13 protein-coding genes are annotated in these 14496 nt (G+C 69.7%); 9 read left to right on the forward strand and 4 right to left on the reverse strand.

The window, feature by feature from the left end:
- The first annotated feature begins 2 nt into the window (after nucleotides 1–2).
- Both ACIP9H_RS34225 and ACIP9H_RS34230 read left to right on the forward strand, forming a co-directional pair.
- Nucleotides 3–764: a hypothetical protein gene (locus ACIP9H_RS34225; RefSeq protein WP_401962985.1), complete on the forward strand. Its 762-nt coding sequence runs from the start codon at nucleotides 3–5 to the stop codon at nucleotides 762–764.
- Nucleotides 765–888: 124 nt separating this feature from the next.
- Nucleotides 889–1164, forward strand: a complete 276-nt coding sequence (locus tag ACIP9H_RS34230; RefSeq protein WP_401962987.1) for a hypothetical protein — start codon at nucleotides 889–891, stop codon at nucleotides 1162–1164.
- 367 nt (nucleotides 1165–1531) lie between these two features.
- Here the strand turns inward: ACIP9H_RS34230 and ACIP9H_RS34235 are convergent, their stop codons facing one another.
- The 3 genes from ACIP9H_RS34235 to ACIP9H_RS34245 form a co-directional block, all read right to left on the reverse strand.
- Nucleotides 1532–2023 carry a DUF4188 domain-containing protein gene (locus tag ACIP9H_RS34235; RefSeq protein WP_401962988.1) on the reverse strand — a complete coding sequence of 164 codons (492 nt, stop codon included), beginning with the start codon at nucleotides 2021–2023 and terminating at the stop codon, nucleotides 1532–1534.
- A 108-nt stretch (nucleotides 2024–2131) separates the two neighbouring features.
- Nucleotides 2132–2350: a 2TM domain-containing protein gene (locus ACIP9H_RS34240; protein ID WP_401585659.1), complete on the reverse strand. Its 219-nt coding sequence runs from the start codon at nucleotides 2348–2350 to the stop codon at nucleotides 2132–2134.
- A 46-nt stretch (nucleotides 2351–2396) separates the two neighbouring features.
- Nucleotides 2397–3125, reverse strand: a complete 729-nt coding sequence (locus tag ACIP9H_RS34245) for an alpha/beta fold hydrolase (RefSeq protein WP_401962989.1) — start codon at nucleotides 3123–3125, stop codon at nucleotides 2397–2399.
- A gap of 543 nt (nucleotides 3126–3668) precedes the next feature.
- On the opposite strand from ACIP9H_RS34245, the gene ACIP9H_RS34250 reads away from it, so the two are divergent.
- The 7 genes from ACIP9H_RS34250 (at nucleotide 3669) to ACIP9H_RS34280 (ending at nucleotide 13892) form a co-directional block, all read left to right on the forward strand.
- Entirely contained in the window at nucleotides 3669–6836 is a 3168-nt protein-coding gene (locus tag ACIP9H_RS34250; RefSeq protein WP_401962990.1) for an ATP-binding protein, read from the forward strand.
- A gap of 297 nt (nucleotides 6837–7133) precedes the next feature.
- Complete coding sequence (locus ACIP9H_RS34255) at nucleotides 7134–7928, forward strand: alpha/beta fold hydrolase (RefSeq protein WP_401962992.1); 795 nt, start codon at nucleotides 7134–7136, stop codon at nucleotides 7926–7928.
- Nucleotides 7929–8172: 244 nt separating this feature from the next.
- Nucleotides 8173–9432 carry an MFS transporter gene (locus tag ACIP9H_RS34260; RefSeq protein WP_401962994.1) on the forward strand — a complete coding sequence of 420 codons (1260 nt, stop codon included), beginning with the start codon at nucleotides 8173–8175 and terminating at the stop codon, nucleotides 9430–9432.
- 82 nt (nucleotides 9433–9514) lie between these two features.
- On the forward strand, nucleotides 9515–9685 hold the full coding sequence (gene rpmF, locus ACIP9H_RS34265; RefSeq protein ID WP_401962996.1) for a 50S ribosomal protein L32: 171 nt from the start codon (nucleotides 9515–9517) through the stop codon (nucleotides 9683–9685).
- Nucleotides 9682–10866: a GTP-binding protein gene (locus ACIP9H_RS34270; protein WP_401586498.1), complete on the forward strand. Its 1185-nt coding sequence runs from the start codon at nucleotides 9682–9684 to the stop codon at nucleotides 10864–10866. Before rpmF ends, ACIP9H_RS34270 begins: the two co-directional genes overlap by 4 nt.
- Before the next feature lie 126 nt (nucleotides 10867–10992).
- Entirely contained in the window at nucleotides 10993–11397 is a 405-nt protein-coding gene (locus ACIP9H_RS34275) for a hypothetical protein (protein WP_401585674.1), read from the forward strand.
- A 1547-nt stretch (nucleotides 11398–12944) separates the two neighbouring features.
- Entirely contained in the window at nucleotides 12945–13892 is a 948-nt protein-coding gene (locus tag ACIP9H_RS34280; protein WP_401962997.1) for a hypothetical protein, read from the forward strand.
- Nucleotides 13893–14018: 126 nt separating this feature from the next.
- Here ACIP9H_RS34280 and ACIP9H_RS34285 read toward each other — a convergent pair whose 3' ends face one another.
- Nucleotides 14019–14426, reverse strand: coding sequence for a DUF6416 domain-containing protein (locus ACIP9H_RS34285; protein ID WP_401962999.1), 408 nt, complete (start codon nucleotides 14424–14426; stop codon nucleotides 14019–14021).
- Nucleotides 14427–14496 lie beyond the last annotated feature (70 nt).

A 14496-nucleotide genomic window follows, 5' to 3' on the forward strand; every position in this document is an offset into this window, starting at 1 on the left:
CGATGACCACACAACCGGACCTTCTCAGCCTGAGCATCGTGTGCCCACCGCCCGACAAGGGCGGCTTGGAGGTCCGCCCGATCGTCAACGGCCGGGATCTTCTGGCCGAGATGGTCCCCGGTGGCGTGGGAGGCTCCCGGTACCTGGGAGTGGGCCCCCGGTATCTGTTGGACCGGAACGGGCCGTTGCATGCCACCGCGACCTTGCACGAGGCCCGTCTCGCTTGGTCCGGGTGCGGCGCGGAGGAGTGCTGCGGGGCCCTGTACGTAACGGTCACGCGTAACGGGGATCATGTTGTCTGGGCGGGCTGGCGCGATCCGGCCAATGAGGATGTCGCCCTGCCGGAGCTTCGGTTCACCGCAGCTCAGTACGAGGCCGAAGTCCTGAGAGCCGGGGAGGACCGCGGCTGGAAGTGGCCCGCGGGAGCAGTCGCGCGGCTGCTCGAGGCGGCGCTGAGGGGACGCGGGGACTGGCTCCTCCGGTGGGAGTGCGAGTTGCAAGACGTCTGGGCCTCCCGCAAGCAACCCGACCAAATCCACGTCATCCTGATGCACCCCCCTAGCGGGCCCGATACAGATCTGCCCTGGATCCAGTTCGGGATGACTCTCCCGATCTCTGCGGAAGATCCATCGGACCAGTCCGAGCGCCTTGAAGCGCGGTTGACCGCAGGCGATCCCCGTGCCACCGCCGAGGTCTGGGGAGGTTCGCACGATGCCGAGCGATTGGGCTACCCATGGCCGCCGGTCGACCCGCCGTTCATGTGAACAGCAGGAAGACGCGGGCTCGGGCCGCGCCGTTGGGCATCCACTCACATCCATCATCCCCATGGGGAAGCGTGACCGTGCGGGCGGGGAATTGCGTGACGCCGATCATGTAGATCGTGGGGAAATGCGGGAACGTCGACACGACCAGTTCGAGCAGTTCCTTCGGGGCCCGGGGCGATGGCTCTACGTCCCGTTGGCCAACTGCCCGTGCCACGATCCGGTCTCCGGCCGCGACACCGTCGAAGTGATGCTGAACGCCCTGCCGTCGCGCGCTCGGCGTGAACTGCGAGCGGTCGTCGGGCGGCTGGACGACGAGTTCGAACGGCGGACCCTGCCCGATCCGACCGCTCCGGTGAAACCCGGGCTCGGCTGGTGGCATCGGCGCCTGACGGAACGGTAGTTACCTGCGGCGGGCAACTCATGCCGGGCCGACGACGAGGGCCGAGCGTGATCGAGGAGCCGCGTCACGGATGCATTCGTGCACTCCGACTCCGGCCCGATCGGTTCCCGCGCGCCGATCAAGCCGGGGCGGACAGCGCTCGGTGGACACCACCTGTACCTGTGGTTCCTCGGCGACTGCGACTGCCGGCCGGCTGAGTCCCGGAGCCATGGCGGGACGGCTGCGCCGACGGCCAGGGAGTGCCGCAGCCGGCGGGCCTCCGTGATCCAGCGGAACAGCACCAGTGTCACCGCCGTGCGACCAGGAGAATCCGGCTGCCCGAGTGCAGCCGATCGGTTCGGCGATGACGCGTGGTTGCACTGCCCGACTAGTCCTTCGCTCCCTTCAGTCTCTGAGCCGCCGTGTCCCCGCGTCGACCCACTGGGACGACACCCGTCGCGGCACCGAGGCCGTACTCGGGCATGTCGACGTACACCGACTCGTAGGAGCCCGCCGACACGATGAACGTCTCGTGCCAGATGCCCACATTGCCCTTTCCGTCACGTGCCCGTCGGTTGAACGCCGCCCAAGCGGGCCTGTGCACCGCATCCTGCTGGTGGGCGTAGGCAAGGAGCGATTCCTTGTCCGCCCAGTACTGGGTGACGTAGAAGTCCCGCGGGCCGGCGAAGAGCAGCTGGTACCCGAGAAGACCGCGGCTCTTCTCCTCCGACAGCTCGCGCAGCATTTTCGGCATCGACCTGAACGCGGGAACCCAACTGCGCAGCGCCCGGAACCGGTTGATCCGAAGCCCGATGTGGAAGACGACCAGGCCACTTTCGATCGCGGCGGTGTTACGGCCCGGCAGTACTTTCGCGGACACAATTCTCCTCTGTTGGTTGAAATGAACACTGCGTACTCGGGTACGGCCCGGGCCGCAGCCGGCTTGAGCCCGGCTGCGGCCGCTGGGCGCACGCGCCGGTGCCGAGCCTCACATCACGGGCGGGTGGGCGAGCGAACGGGACTTCGAACGGAAGACCCAGAAATGGATCACCAGCCCGACGCCCCATCCCGCAATCGACCACAGGGGCCAGAAGAAGCGGTCCGGCGTGAGGAGCCACCACAGCAGTACCTGCGCCAGATTGGCGATGACGTACCACAGCAGGTGGATCCGCAGGGCCCAGGTCATCGCCTTCAAGCTCTTGTGCATGTCGTCCCCTCAGGTCGGGTCGGTGCACTCGCGCTGCACGGAAAGGTCACTGCGGCTGTCCCTGTCCCTGCTCCTGCACCGCCGCCTTGATGAGAGCCACCGTCGCGCCCGGCCGGGAGACGAACACCATGTGCGAGGCACCCTCGACGACCTGGACCTTGGCACCGGAGCGCTGGGCCATGAACTCCTGCGCCGCCGGCGGAATGATCCGGTCGGATCCGCTGATCAGGTTGTAGCTCGGAATCGTGTGCCACGCCTGCGGACCGGCGGCGGGCTCACCCAGGGCGGCGCCGGTGGCCGGGCGCTGCGTGATCGAGTAGAGGACGGCCTCCTCGGCCGACACGTCCCCCGCGAAGTGCGGGTGAAAAACCTTCGGGTCGATGTACAGATCGACCTGACCGTCGGGCAGCGGCACCGGCTTCAGGGACTCGCCCACGGTGCTGCCCGGGAACTTCTCGACCAGCGCCTGCGCGCTCTCACCTGTCTCCGGCACGAACGCCGCCAGGTAGACCAGTGCCTTCACGTTCGTGTTCCCCGCGGCGGCGGTGGAGATGACCGCTCCGCCGTAGGAGTGCCCGACCAGCACGATCGGTCCGGCAATGCTCTCCAGCAGCGCCTTCACGTGTGCCGCGTCGGAGGCGAGCCCCCGCAGCGGATTCGGCGCGGCGACCACGGGATAGCCATCGGCGACAAGCCTCTTCGCCACCGTATTGAAGCCGCTGCTGTCGGCAAAGGCTCCGTGTACGAGCACGATCGTCGGATTCCCGCTCACCATGGACCTGTCTCTCCTTCGGATGACGGCCGACAAGGACCGGAGTGGGTTTCGGGTTCTCCCCCACCGTCCGGCTGACGGCCTCTTCTTCGAACCGCGCTTGCGGGGCGCGTGCGCCACGGCTCGGCACCCTCACGCTCGACGCAAAGCTAGGGCGTGGCACTGGACAGGAATGGAACGAGACCGGGACCTGGTTCCGGGTGGCCTTCAGTGATCATTCAGTCGGCATCAAGCCGGTTCGGCCAGGCTGCGTGCATCGGCGGACAGACGGCCCTGCCGCCCACTCGTCGGTGGAGAACATCCCCCGGTCGTCGGTCTCGTAGGCGGCGCGGTCACCGTCCGCGCGACCCGCGCCTGTCCGGTCCGGTGACGTTCGGTGCGTCGCCCGGCCGGAGGACCTGCCGCGAGCCCTGCTGTCGCCCCTGGCCGTCGCCCGGCCCTTCCGGACGAACAGGGGTAGTCATCGCTGTCCCCGCAGCGTAACTTCGGTCGCCACGGGCAGCGGACGGCAGCGGGGGCGACCCGGGACTGGGAGTGGAAAAGGGAATGGCCTCCTCCGGCGCCTCTCTGCGTCTGCAGGTGCTCGGTCCGTTGCGGATCTGGCGGGACGGTGCGGAACTGGACCCCGGTCCTCCGCAACAGGCGTATCTGCTCGCCGTTCTCCTCGCCCGCGCGGGCGAGCCGGTCAGCATCGGCGAGTTGGTGGACCTGATCTGGGCCGAGGACGTCCCGGCCTCGGCGGTCAACATCCTCCAGAAGTACGTCGGTGCGCTGCGGCGGCTGCTGGAACCGGCGTTGGCCGCGCGTGAACCCGGCTCGTACCTGCGGCGTCGCGGCAGCGCGTACCTGTTCGAGGCTGCCCCCGGGACGCTGGACGTCGTGAGGTTCCGTGAACTGGTCGCCGAGGCCGAGGGTCGCGTCGCGGAGCGGCAACCCGCCGCGGCACTCGACGGGTACCTGGAAGCGGTGGGGCTCTGGCAGGGCTCGGCGGGCGACGGGGTCGCCTACGGCTCGACCGGTATGGCGATCTTCGCCGGGCTGGACGACGAGTTCCACCACGCCTGCCTGGCGGCAGCCGAGTTGGCGACAAGGCTCGGCCGGCCCCAACGCGTGCTCCCGTCCTTGCACATGGCCGCCCGGATGGCGCCGTTGCACGAGCGAGTGCAGGCGAGTCTCATCGGTGCCCTGGCTGCCGCCGGCCAGCCGGCCGAGGCGCTGTCGGTGTTCCGGACCGTCCGCGCCCGGCTGGCCGAGGAGTTGGGCGTCGCCCCGGGCCCGGCGCTGGTCGCCGCTCACCTGCGGGTGCTGGAACGGGCACCGGCTGAGGAGATGCCCTCCGAACCTCCGGCGGCTCCCACCACCGACTGCCTGGTCGGCCGGGCCGAGGAACTGGCCGTGGCGCGGCATGCGGTGGAGTCGGCACTCGCCGGATCCACGGGGCTTGTGCTCGTCGAAGGAGAGCCCGGAGTGGGCAAGACCCGCCTGCTCGAGGCGGCGGGCGCCGAGGCGAACCGGCGGGGCGCACTCGTTGTCTGGGGCCGGTGCCTGGAAGGGGACGGCACGCCGTCGATGTGGCCGTGGTCGCAGGTCGTCGGCGCGCTCCTGGACGACGTGCCGGCCGCGGCCCGAGGGGAATGGCAGGCGGGCGAACTCGGTCGGCTCGTGACGCCGCGCGGCGGCGGCCGCACAACGTCGGCCCTGCCGGACAGCGGCGTCCGGTTCCGTTTCTTCGAGCAGGCCGTGGCGCTCATCCGTCAGATAGCGGCGCGGCGACCTGTGGTGCTCGTCGTCGACGACCTCCAGTGGGCCGATGCCGCCTCGCTGGATCTGCTCGGTCACCTGATGGCCCGGCTGCCGGGCGGGACCTCCGTGATCGGGGCGCTCCGCGACCGTGCGCCCGCGCCGAACTCGGATCTGGGGCGCACGCTCGCCGCGGCGAGTCGGCTGCCCGGTCACCGCAGGATCCCGCTGGGCCCGCTCGGCCCGGCCGAGGTGGCCGAACTCGTCCGCCGTGAGACGGGGCAGGACCCGGGCCCGGGGGCCACCCGCCTCATCCACAGCCGCAGCGGAGGCAACCCCTTCTTCGTCCGCGAGCTGTCCCGGTTCCTCGCCGACGGCGATGTCCTCACGGAAGCCACGGCGGCACGGACCGCGGTACCGGTAACCGTCCGGGACGTCATTCGCGACCGGATGACCGGACTGGGTGCCGACGCCGGAAGCCTGTTGCAGATCGCCGCGCTGATCGGCCGTACCGTCGACCTCGCTCTCCTCGCCCGCACCGCCGACCTGGAGCACCAGACGTGTCTGGACCGCCTGGAGGCCTGCGAAGGGCTGGGCCTGCTCGAACCTTCGCCCGGCGACCCCTACTCATGGAGATTCCCGCACGACCTGATCCGCGAATCGGTGGTCGAGACCGTGTCGCCGCAGCGCGCGGCCGGGCTGCATCTACTGGTCGCCGACGCCCTGGAGGACAAGGCCGCGGACACCGAAATGGTGGCCGAGCGTCTCGCCCATCACCTGTGGTCCGCCGGACCGCTCGCGGATCCGGCCCGGACGGCGACGGCGCTCGTCCGGGCCGGCCGCTGCGCCGCGGCCAAACTGTCGCTCGATGCGGCAGCGCGGCAGCTCCACTCGGCCGCGCGGGTGGCACGGACTGCGGGCCTGGCCGAGCTGGAGCTGGCCGGCCTGTCGCTTTTCACCGCGGTGGACGGCATGCGCGCGGGATACGTGGGCGCGACGGTCGACGTGCTGGAGCGGGCCGAACACCTCTCCCGCGGACTCGGCAGGGAACGGGAGGCCGCCGGCTTCCTCTACTCCCGCTGGGCCGCGTACGCCCAGGGCCTGCAAGTGGATCGCGCCGGCCGGCTGGCCGGCCAGTTACTGGCGCAGGGGGAGGCGTCCGACGACCCTGCCCTGCATGCCTACGGCTGGTACGCCTGGGGCATCCACCAGTGGGGTGTCGGCAACATCGGAGAGGCGTTCCGGTACCTGAGCCGGACCGACTGGACCGTTCTCGACGACCTGGCCCATCGTGGGGAAGAGCCGCTGCGGCGCGATCTGCGACTGATCGCGGCCGGGATGCTCGCGATGACGACCGCGCTGCACGGCGACGTCGACGCGGCATTGGCCCAGCTCGCGACGATGGAGGCCGCCTCGGGAGGCGACCCCTATGCGATCACGGTCTGGGCGGCGTACTCCGCGAGAATCGGTGCTCTGATCGGCGACCCGGCGCGGGCCCTGCACGCGGCCGAGTGCGGTATCGCCGTGGACCCCACGTTCTCGTTCGGCTTCCTCGGCAGCTACCAACGGCTGGCCCGCTGCTGGGCGCACGCCGTGACCGGAGTGGCCGCGGCGGGGGCAGCGGCGGAGGCGCAGGACCTGATCGTCTCGTCGCTCTCCGACCCGCCGTGCTCGGGGCTGGCCACCTGGTACGGGTTCCTTGCCGAGATGTGGCTGGCGGCCGGAAAGCTGGACGAGGCCGACGCGGCACTCGACCGGGCGGACCGGGCCGTCGCGACGTACGGCCAGCGCTACGCCGAAAGCCTCCTGCTCCTGTTCCGGGCACGGGTGTTGCGGGCACGCGGCGAGCCGGTCGCCACGGTTCGGGCCCTGGCCGAGCGGGCGCACGCACTGTCCGTCGAGCGCGAGGCCCACCTGTTCGCCCGCCGTGCCGAGGAACTGCTGGCCGAGCTCACGGACGGCACGTCCCGCTGACAGCCGTGCCCGCGACTCCGGGCTGTGCGGCTCGGGGACGGAACTGCCCCTGAGCTACCGCCCGATGGCCGCACCGGCTGATGGGCTCAGGCCGCGGACCAGCGGTAAGGCCGGTGTCCGCTCCCGCGGACGTGGTCGGCTGCGCGTATCCGGATCCACGGACTTGATGAGCACTGAATCCTCAATGGAGGCGTCGCTCGACGCGCGCTCCGCACCGTCCACGGCACGTCAAGTGGCCGCACCTACGCTCGCCCACGATCACTTCGACGAGCAACGGAATTGAAGGACGTGCACCGGATGACCACCACTCGCCGGACCCTGCTGGCCGGATCCGCCGCAATCGCGACCACCGGCCTGCTCAGTACACCAAGCGCCCAGGCGCACACTCCGAGGAAGGGACCCAAGCCGACCATCGTGCTCGTGCACGGTGCGTTCGCCGACGCGTCCGGCTGGAACGGCGTCGCCACCCGGCTCATCCGCGACGGCTACCCGGTGATCGCACCGGCGAACCCGCTGCGCAGTGTTTCCGCCGACTCCGCCTACCTGCGCGGCATCCTGGCCACCCTGCAGGGACCGGTCGTGCTCGTGGCGCACTCGTACGGCGGGATGGTCATCACGAACGCGGCAACCGGGAACACCGGCGTCACGGCACTGGTCTACGTGGCGGCTTTCATGCCGGACCAGGACGAGACGCTGCTGGGCCTGCAGACCCGGTACCCGGGAAGCCGGCTGAACGAGGCCGCGCTGGACTTCCGTCCCTACGGCGACGGGCTGGTCGACGGCTACATCAAGAGAGAGGTCTTCCGGGACGTCTTCGCCCGCGATGTGCCGAGAGCCACGACCGAACTGATGTGGGCCGGCCAACGACCGGCCGACACCCGCACCCTGGGCGAGCCCTCCGCTGTCCCGGCCTGGCGCAGCATTCCCTCCCACGTTCTCGTGGCTCGCGACGACCAGGTGCTGCCGGCAGCGGCCCAGCGCTTCATGGCGCAGCGGGCCGGCGCGCACGTCCAGGAGGTCGGCGCCTCGCACGTCGCGATGATCTCGCAGCCCGCCGTGACGGCCGAGTTCATCAAGCGCGCCGCACGCTGACGGGCCCAAGGGCGGTCGGGTCGACTCCTGCCGCGAGCGGTGGGTCGTGGACCCGGCCGCGGCCTTCGGGCAAGCCCGCCCGGTGGACGCTCCGGCCACGAACCGGAGCGTCTCCCCCAACGGACCGCGCTTCGCTCGGCCGCAGCCGTTTGACGCTGCCTCAGAACCGACTTCCACAGCGGTGAGAGCCGTCCCGTGCCGGCGCCAACGCCGGGCGGGCGCACCGCTCCTGAAAGGACGAAAGATGTATCAACGGGCGTACAAGGGCCAGTGTGCCGCCGAGGAGGTCCGCCACACCTCGGCAAGAGCGCCGATCCGCAATCCGAGGCTGGCCTTGCTCGCCCTGGCGCTGGGCACCTTCGCGATCGGCACCGGTGAGTTCGGCAGCAACGGCATCATCCAGCTCTTCGCGGCCGATCTGCACATAGCGATTCCCGTCGCGACCTACGCGGTCACCGCCTACGCCGTCGGCGTGGTGATCGGCTCCCCTGCGATCATCCTGCTGGGAGCCCGGGTCAACCGGCGCACCCTGCTGCTCGGATTGATCGTGCTGTTCCTGGTCGGCAACGTTCTCTCCGCGCTGGCGCCGAACATCGCCCTGCTGGTGGCCTTCCGGTTCATCACCGGAAGTGTCCAAGGGGCGTTCTTCGGCGCGGGAGCCGTCGTCGCGGCATATGTGTACGGCCCCGGAAGGAGCGGCACGGCGTTCGCCACGGTGATGGGCGGGCTCACCGTCGCCACCATCGTAGGCTCGCCACTCAGCACGTTCATCGGTCAGAGCGTCGGCTGGCGGGCCATGTACTGGACCGTGGTCGCCATCGGCCTCGTCGCCGGCGCCGCACTGGTCGCCTGGCTGCCGCGGACCAGCGACCTGCGCGGCAACTCCATCACGAACGAACTGGGCGCGCTGCGCCGGGTCGACGTCTGGCTGATGGTCACCGTTGCGGCGCTCGGAATCTCCAGCATCTTCGCCGTCTACACCTTCATCGGCCCGTTCATCACCGACGCGGCCCTGCGCGACGCCTCTCTTGTCCCGATCGCACTCGCCGTCTTCGGCGTCGGCATGGGGGTGGGCAACTACTACGGCGGACGCGTAGCCGACCGGCACGAGAGCCGCGGCCTCGTCTGGGGCTACGGCGGCGTCCTGGTGCTCCTCGTACTGATCGGAGTGGGCGGCAGCAACCTGACCATCCTTCTGCCCTGCCTGTTCGGCGTCGGCGCCACCATGATGTTCGCCATCCCCACCATCCAGGTCCGGCTGACCGCCCTCAGCCCGGACGCCCCCACCCTCATGGGCGCGCTCAACCTGGCCGCGCTCAACCTTGCCAACTCGTTCGGCGCGATCGGTGGCGCCATCACCCTCGACGCCGGCTGGGGACCCCTGTCCACCGTCTGGGCCGGCTTCGCCCTGACCACGGCCGGTCTGCTGCTGTTCCTCGTGACCAGCACCCGGGGCAAGTCCTTGTCCCACTCGACGCGCACGACCCAGCCGACACTGCGCTGATCATTCCTCGGCAGCGCCGCTTTTTGTAATGGAAACCGTTTTCATATAACGTGGCCCCGACTTCAACGAGGAGTGATCTGTCGTGGCCGTACCGAAGCGCAAGATGTCTCGGAGCAATACCCGCCATCGCCGGGCCCAGTGGAAGGCCGCCCCGGCCGAGTTGGTCCCCGTCGTGGTGGACGGATCGGTGTACCGGGTACCTCGCAGGCTGGCCAAGGCCTACGAGCGAGGCCTGCTCCGCCCGGAAGGCTGACGGGCGTGGCACACGATCGACTGCCGGTGACGGTGCTGTCGGGCTTCCTCGGCGCGGGCAAGACCACGCTGCTCAACCATGTGCTCCGCAATCGCGACGGCCTTCGTGTCGCGGTGATCGTCAACGACATGAGCGAGATCAACATCGATGCCGCACTGGTGCGTGGCGGCCAGGCGGTCCTCTCCCGCACAGAGGAACGCCTGGTCGAGATGACCAACGGCTGCATCTGCTGCACCCTGCGGGACGACCTGCTCGAAGAAGTGGCCCGGCTGGCCGGGGAGGGGCGCTTCGACTACCTGCTCATCGAGTCCAGCGGCATCTCCGAGCCGATGCCGGTGGCCGCGACCTTCGCCTTCCCCCGCGACGACGGCGCGACGCTCGGCGATCTGGCCCGTCTCGACACCATGGTCACCGTCGTCGACGCGGCAAACTTCCTCACCGAGCTCACCGGCGGGGACGGCCTCGCCGAACGCGGACTCGACCAGTACGAGGACGACGAGCGTACGGTCAGCGACCTGCTCGTGGACCAGATCGAGTTCGCCGACGTCATCGTGCTCAACAAGCTCGACCTCGTGGACGACCGCGACGCCGACCGGCTTCAGGCGACGCTCACGCGCCTCAACCCGGCCGCGCACATCGTGCCGGCCCGGCACGGTCGGGTCGATGTCCGTCAGGTGCTCGGCACCGGGCGATTCGACCTGGAACGGGCTCAGCAAGCTCCTGGGTGGGTCATGGAACTCAACGGGGACCATGTGCCGGAGACCGAGGAGTACGGCATCTCCAGCACGGTGTTCCGCTCCGACCGCCCCTTTCATCCCGGTCGCCTGTGGGCCTTCGTCACGGGCGGTCTCGACAGCGGCGCCTTCGGACAGGTCCTGCGTTCCAAGGGCTTCTTTCGCCTGGCCAGCAGGCCGCAGGTGACGGGGCTGTGGTCGCAGGCCGGTTCCGTCGCACGGTTCGAACCGTCCGGCGCCCTTGAGGCCGACTCGCCCCACGCCCAGGAGCTGGTGTTCATCGGAGTGGGCCTGCGCTCGGAGGCCTTGCACGCGGCGCTGTCCGCTTGCCTCATGGCCGACGAGGACGACGTTCCGGCGAGCGACCCGTTTCCCGAGTGGCTCGTCCACGAGGTGAACGACGCCTGCGAGCACGAGCACGCGGGCCAGCTGACGCAGTCCCGTTAGACCCGGGCCGGGCCCCTTGGTGGACGAGACTCTTGTCCCACGCCTCCACCGCCCGCCGCGATGGCGTCGCAGAGCCGGAAGACGACCCCGTAGACCGCGCGTCCACGCCACCTGAGCATCGCGTGGTTGCAGCGCTTCGCACTTGTGCCGGACGAGGCCGAGTCGGTCGTCATGGTGCCCGTCGCGGTCTTCGTGGCGGCCGCGGTCCTCCAGCGCAACGTACGTCGCTGCTTCGACCCCATTGGGCTCATCAGAGTGACGGCAGGCCCGGCGGACCGCGCGGGCACGCCGGTCCTGCGTCGTCAGGCGGTGGGAGCCCCTTCAGCGGGCGCGTCAGCAGGCGTCTTCGGCTTCTCGCGGACTTCGCTGTCGAGGCTGCGCTTCGCTACGGCGTCGGCGGTCGGCTGCGAGCAGGACGCGTTGCAACTCCGCAGGTCACTCGGTCGGCTTCCCAATGTGCACGCCGCAAGAGGCAGGGCGATTCTTGCTGTGGGCTCGCTGCTGTGCATGTCAGCTCTTTTCTCCTGGTGAGCGGCGTCTGCCGCCCGCTGCGGGCCCTTTCCTGGAGGTGACGTGTTGTCCCGAATAGCCATGCCTCGGATGCCCGTTCGGGGGCACAGAGGCAGCATGCGGATGTGGGCGGTGGCCGCGAGTGCGGCCTTGGCGTCCAGCGCCATGACGGGTGCGGCGTACGGGGGAAGCGCCGGCGGTGGCGAGGCCGATGCCGTGAAGCCCCCTGCCTATGCCGGTCTTGAAGACCCGTGCTTCAGTTTCCCGGACTTCCCCGGATTCTGCCCGAGCCGCCCCGGTTACCCGGGCCGTCCTGGACGCCCCGGTCCTCCTGGCCCTCCTGGCCCTCCTGGGCCTCCCGGGCCGCAAGGCCCCGCAGGGCCTGCCGGACCACAGGGTCCGGACGGGCCAGCAGGACCCAAGGGTGACCCTGGCGGTCCAGGGCCTCAGGGCCCCCCTGGACCGACCGGCCCCAAGGGTGATCCGGGAGGTCAGGGTCCTGCGGGGCCGCCCGGTGTCGCTCCGGGGCACGGCTTGAGGGTCTTCGACGACGACGGTCAATTCGTGCCGCCCGCCAACGTGACCACAGTCTTCATCCAAGCCTGGGGCGGCGGTGGAGGCGGTTCTGGAGGCAACCGCACGACCGCCGGGGCCGGTGGTGGCGCGGGAGGCTTTGTCTGGTGTGTCCTTCCGGTCCAGCCGGGCACTCCCGTCGACGTGGTCGTGGGCATAGGAGGCCCCGGTCAAACCGGGAACGGATTCGGGGGCAACCCCAGCGGGGCGCTCAATGGCCTAGGCGGCATTGTGATCGCCGACGGCGGTGTGGGCGGGAATCTCTCGACACTAACTGGTGGTGCGGGTGGCACGGCCAGCTGTGAGGGCAACGAGGGCACGGCCCGACAGGGCGCCAGTGGCGGAGACGCTCCGTCGGCGTCGATCCAGCCGCCCGGTTTGGGCGGCCGCCCGACGGTGGACGGCGTCGTACAACCAGCGCCCTCGGATGCAGGCGTCGGCGGCTCCGGCGGCGCGGGCGGCTCGGTCACCACGGGTGAGAACGGCCGCGACGGATACGTGGTCATCTGGTGGTAGACCGTGTGAGGCCCGGCGCGCCATGTAGTGTGCCGGGCCTGACCCGTCAGGAGGCGGAGGCCTCCCCGGTCTTCGCGTCAGCGTGCGTCTTCGGCTTCTCGCGGACCTCGCTGTCGGGGTACCGCTTGGCGACAGTTTCGGCGGCGGGCTTCGAATGTATCCGTGGAGTGCTGCGCAGCGCGGGGTCGCCCCAATGCACTCCGAGAGACGACTCCGGCCACCATGGGCCGTGGTGGTCAATTTCCTCGGCCGTACGGGGGAATCCACGGCGCGGCACCGCGAAAGTCGTCACCCGGTGGGGAACCCCTCCCGCCGGTCAAGGGAACTCACGCGGCTCTTGACGACGACAGTAGTGCGGGGCCGTTCGGCACGCCCTGCGCCGTGACAGGAGGATCTGGGTGTTCAGGCGAGCGAACCGGGCTGTGTGGCTGCGGTGGACCATAGTGTCGGCGACGGCGGGAGCAGTGACGTTGGCGGGGGTGAGTGCCACCGCGGCAGGTGGAGACACCGCGGTGGACTGCCGCAGCAACTCCTCAGCCCTGCAGGCCGCCATCGCGGCTGCTGCTCCGGGGGCGAAACTCACCGTGCAAGGGACGTGCACCGGTCCCTTCACCATCGGGAAAGCCCTGACCCTCATCGGCCGGAAACAGGCAGTGCTCGACGGCAATCACACAGGCACCACCGTGACGATCAGCGCAGCCGTGCAGGTGCGGTTGACCCGCCTGACCATCACCGGTGGCCAGGGAGGTCAGGGCGGAGGCATCCGCAACTCCGGCGGCACGCTGACAGTGACTCATTCCACGGTGACCGGGAACTCCTCCACCGGTCCTGGGGGCGGAGGCATTTACAACGAGAGCGGCACGGTGACGGTGGAGGACTCCACGCTGGCCAAGAACACCTCCACGGGTACCGGGGGCGGCATCCGTAACCAAGGCACGCTGACGGTGAAATCCACCTCAGTGCACCACAACACCGCTCAGACACTCGGCGGCGGGATCGACAACGTCAGCCCCAGCACGATGATGGTCAGCCGATCGAAGGTGCATCACAACACAGTCAACACCGTCAACGGGGGCGGCATCTTCAACGACGGCACGGCCACGGTGGACTACTCCGAGGTGAGTGACAATACGTCCCCTGTCGGCTCCGGTGGCGGCATCCGCGTCACAGGCGCCAATGGCAGGCTGACCCTGAACCACACGCTGGTGCGTCACAACACGACGGCAGCCACGGGCGGCGGAGTCAGCGTCGGTGCAAATGCCGTGGCGACGCTGAACGACTCGAAGGTGCGCAACAACACCGCGAGCAATGGCGGCGGCGTCAACGTCGACCCAGGAGGCACGGCGACACTGAACCGCACACGGGTCACCGACAACACGCCGAACAACTGCGCCCCGACGGGTGCCGTACCAGGCTGTATCGGCTGAACTCCCCTCGCACCCTCGCGGACACCTCGCCCTGGCCCGGACGCACGTCGATCCGACGCATGCACCGAAGGAACAGCCGGTTCCCACTCGGTGTGCACCGCTCCAAAGCCGTCAGCAGCCGTACAATCAGGCGGAGTTGAACTGAGCGGCCAGGAACACCGCTGCCACCGAGGGGCGGACTGCGTACGTCGCACCGGCGCTGCCCTCAGGAGCCTCCCACCAGTAGAACGGGAGCCGCCGCTCACTGTTGGTGTGTCCCTTGCTCATCCCGGACAGCGCCCCTGCGACGCGCCGCGCCGGATCGCTCTCGTTCGGGCCGCCCAAGGCCTTGTCCACCAACTCCGTGCAGTGGATTCTCCTGCCAGGGTTGCACAGCAGGTGGTGGAACACCTGCCGCGCCTGCGGCGCGAGTTCGGCCAGGAACATCGCGGCGCGCTCCAAGTCCTCCGGGCCCCATTCAGGCGCTCCGTAGTGCCCCGCTTCCCCGGAGTGCCTGGTCCACAGTGGATCAGCCTCAGTCAGATACGCCGTCATGCCCGCCCCCAACAGTTCGCCACTCATACACACGGTGCGAGCAGTTCAGCCGAGGAAAAGCCACAGGTCA

This window comes from Streptomyces sp. NPDC088732 (genome assembly GCF_044751205.1).
In the GTDB taxonomy this organism is placed as follows: Bacteria; Actinomycetota; Actinomycetes; order Streptomycetales; family Streptomycetaceae; genus Actinacidiphila.

Bases quoted from the DNA above. Each gene is read 5' to 3' on its own strand.
- ACIP9H_RS34285 (WP_401962999.1), bottom strand. From the start codon at position 14,426: ATGACGGCGTATCTGACTGAGGCTGATCCACTGTGGACCAGGCACTCC.
- ACIP9H_RS34225 (WP_401962985.1), top strand. From the start codon at position 3: ATGACCACACAACCGGACCTTCTCAGCCTGAGCATCGTGTGCCCACCG.
- ACIP9H_RS34245 (WP_401962989.1), bottom strand. From the start codon at position 3,125: ATGGTGAGCGGGAATCCGACGATCGTGCTCGTACACGGAGCCTTTGCC.
- ACIP9H_RS34255 (WP_401962992.1), top strand. From the start codon at position 7,134: ATGACCACCACTCGCCGGACCCTGCTGGCCGGATCCGCCGCAATCGCG.
- ACIP9H_RS34230 (WP_401962987.1), top strand. From the start codon at position 889: ATGCGGGAACGTCGACACGACCAGTTCGAGCAGTTCCTTCGGGGCCCG.
- ACIP9H_RS34250 (WP_401962990.1), top strand. From the start codon at position 3,669: ATGGCCTCCTCCGGCGCCTCTCTGCGTCTGCAGGTGCTCGGTCCGTTG.
- ACIP9H_RS34260 (WP_401962994.1), top strand. From the start codon at position 8,173: ATGTATCAACGGGCGTACAAGGGCCAGTGTGCCGCCGAGGAGGTCCGC.
- ACIP9H_RS34240 (WP_401585659.1), bottom strand. From the start codon at position 2,350: ATGCACAAGAGCTTGAAGGCGATGACCTGGGCCCTGCGGATCCACCTG.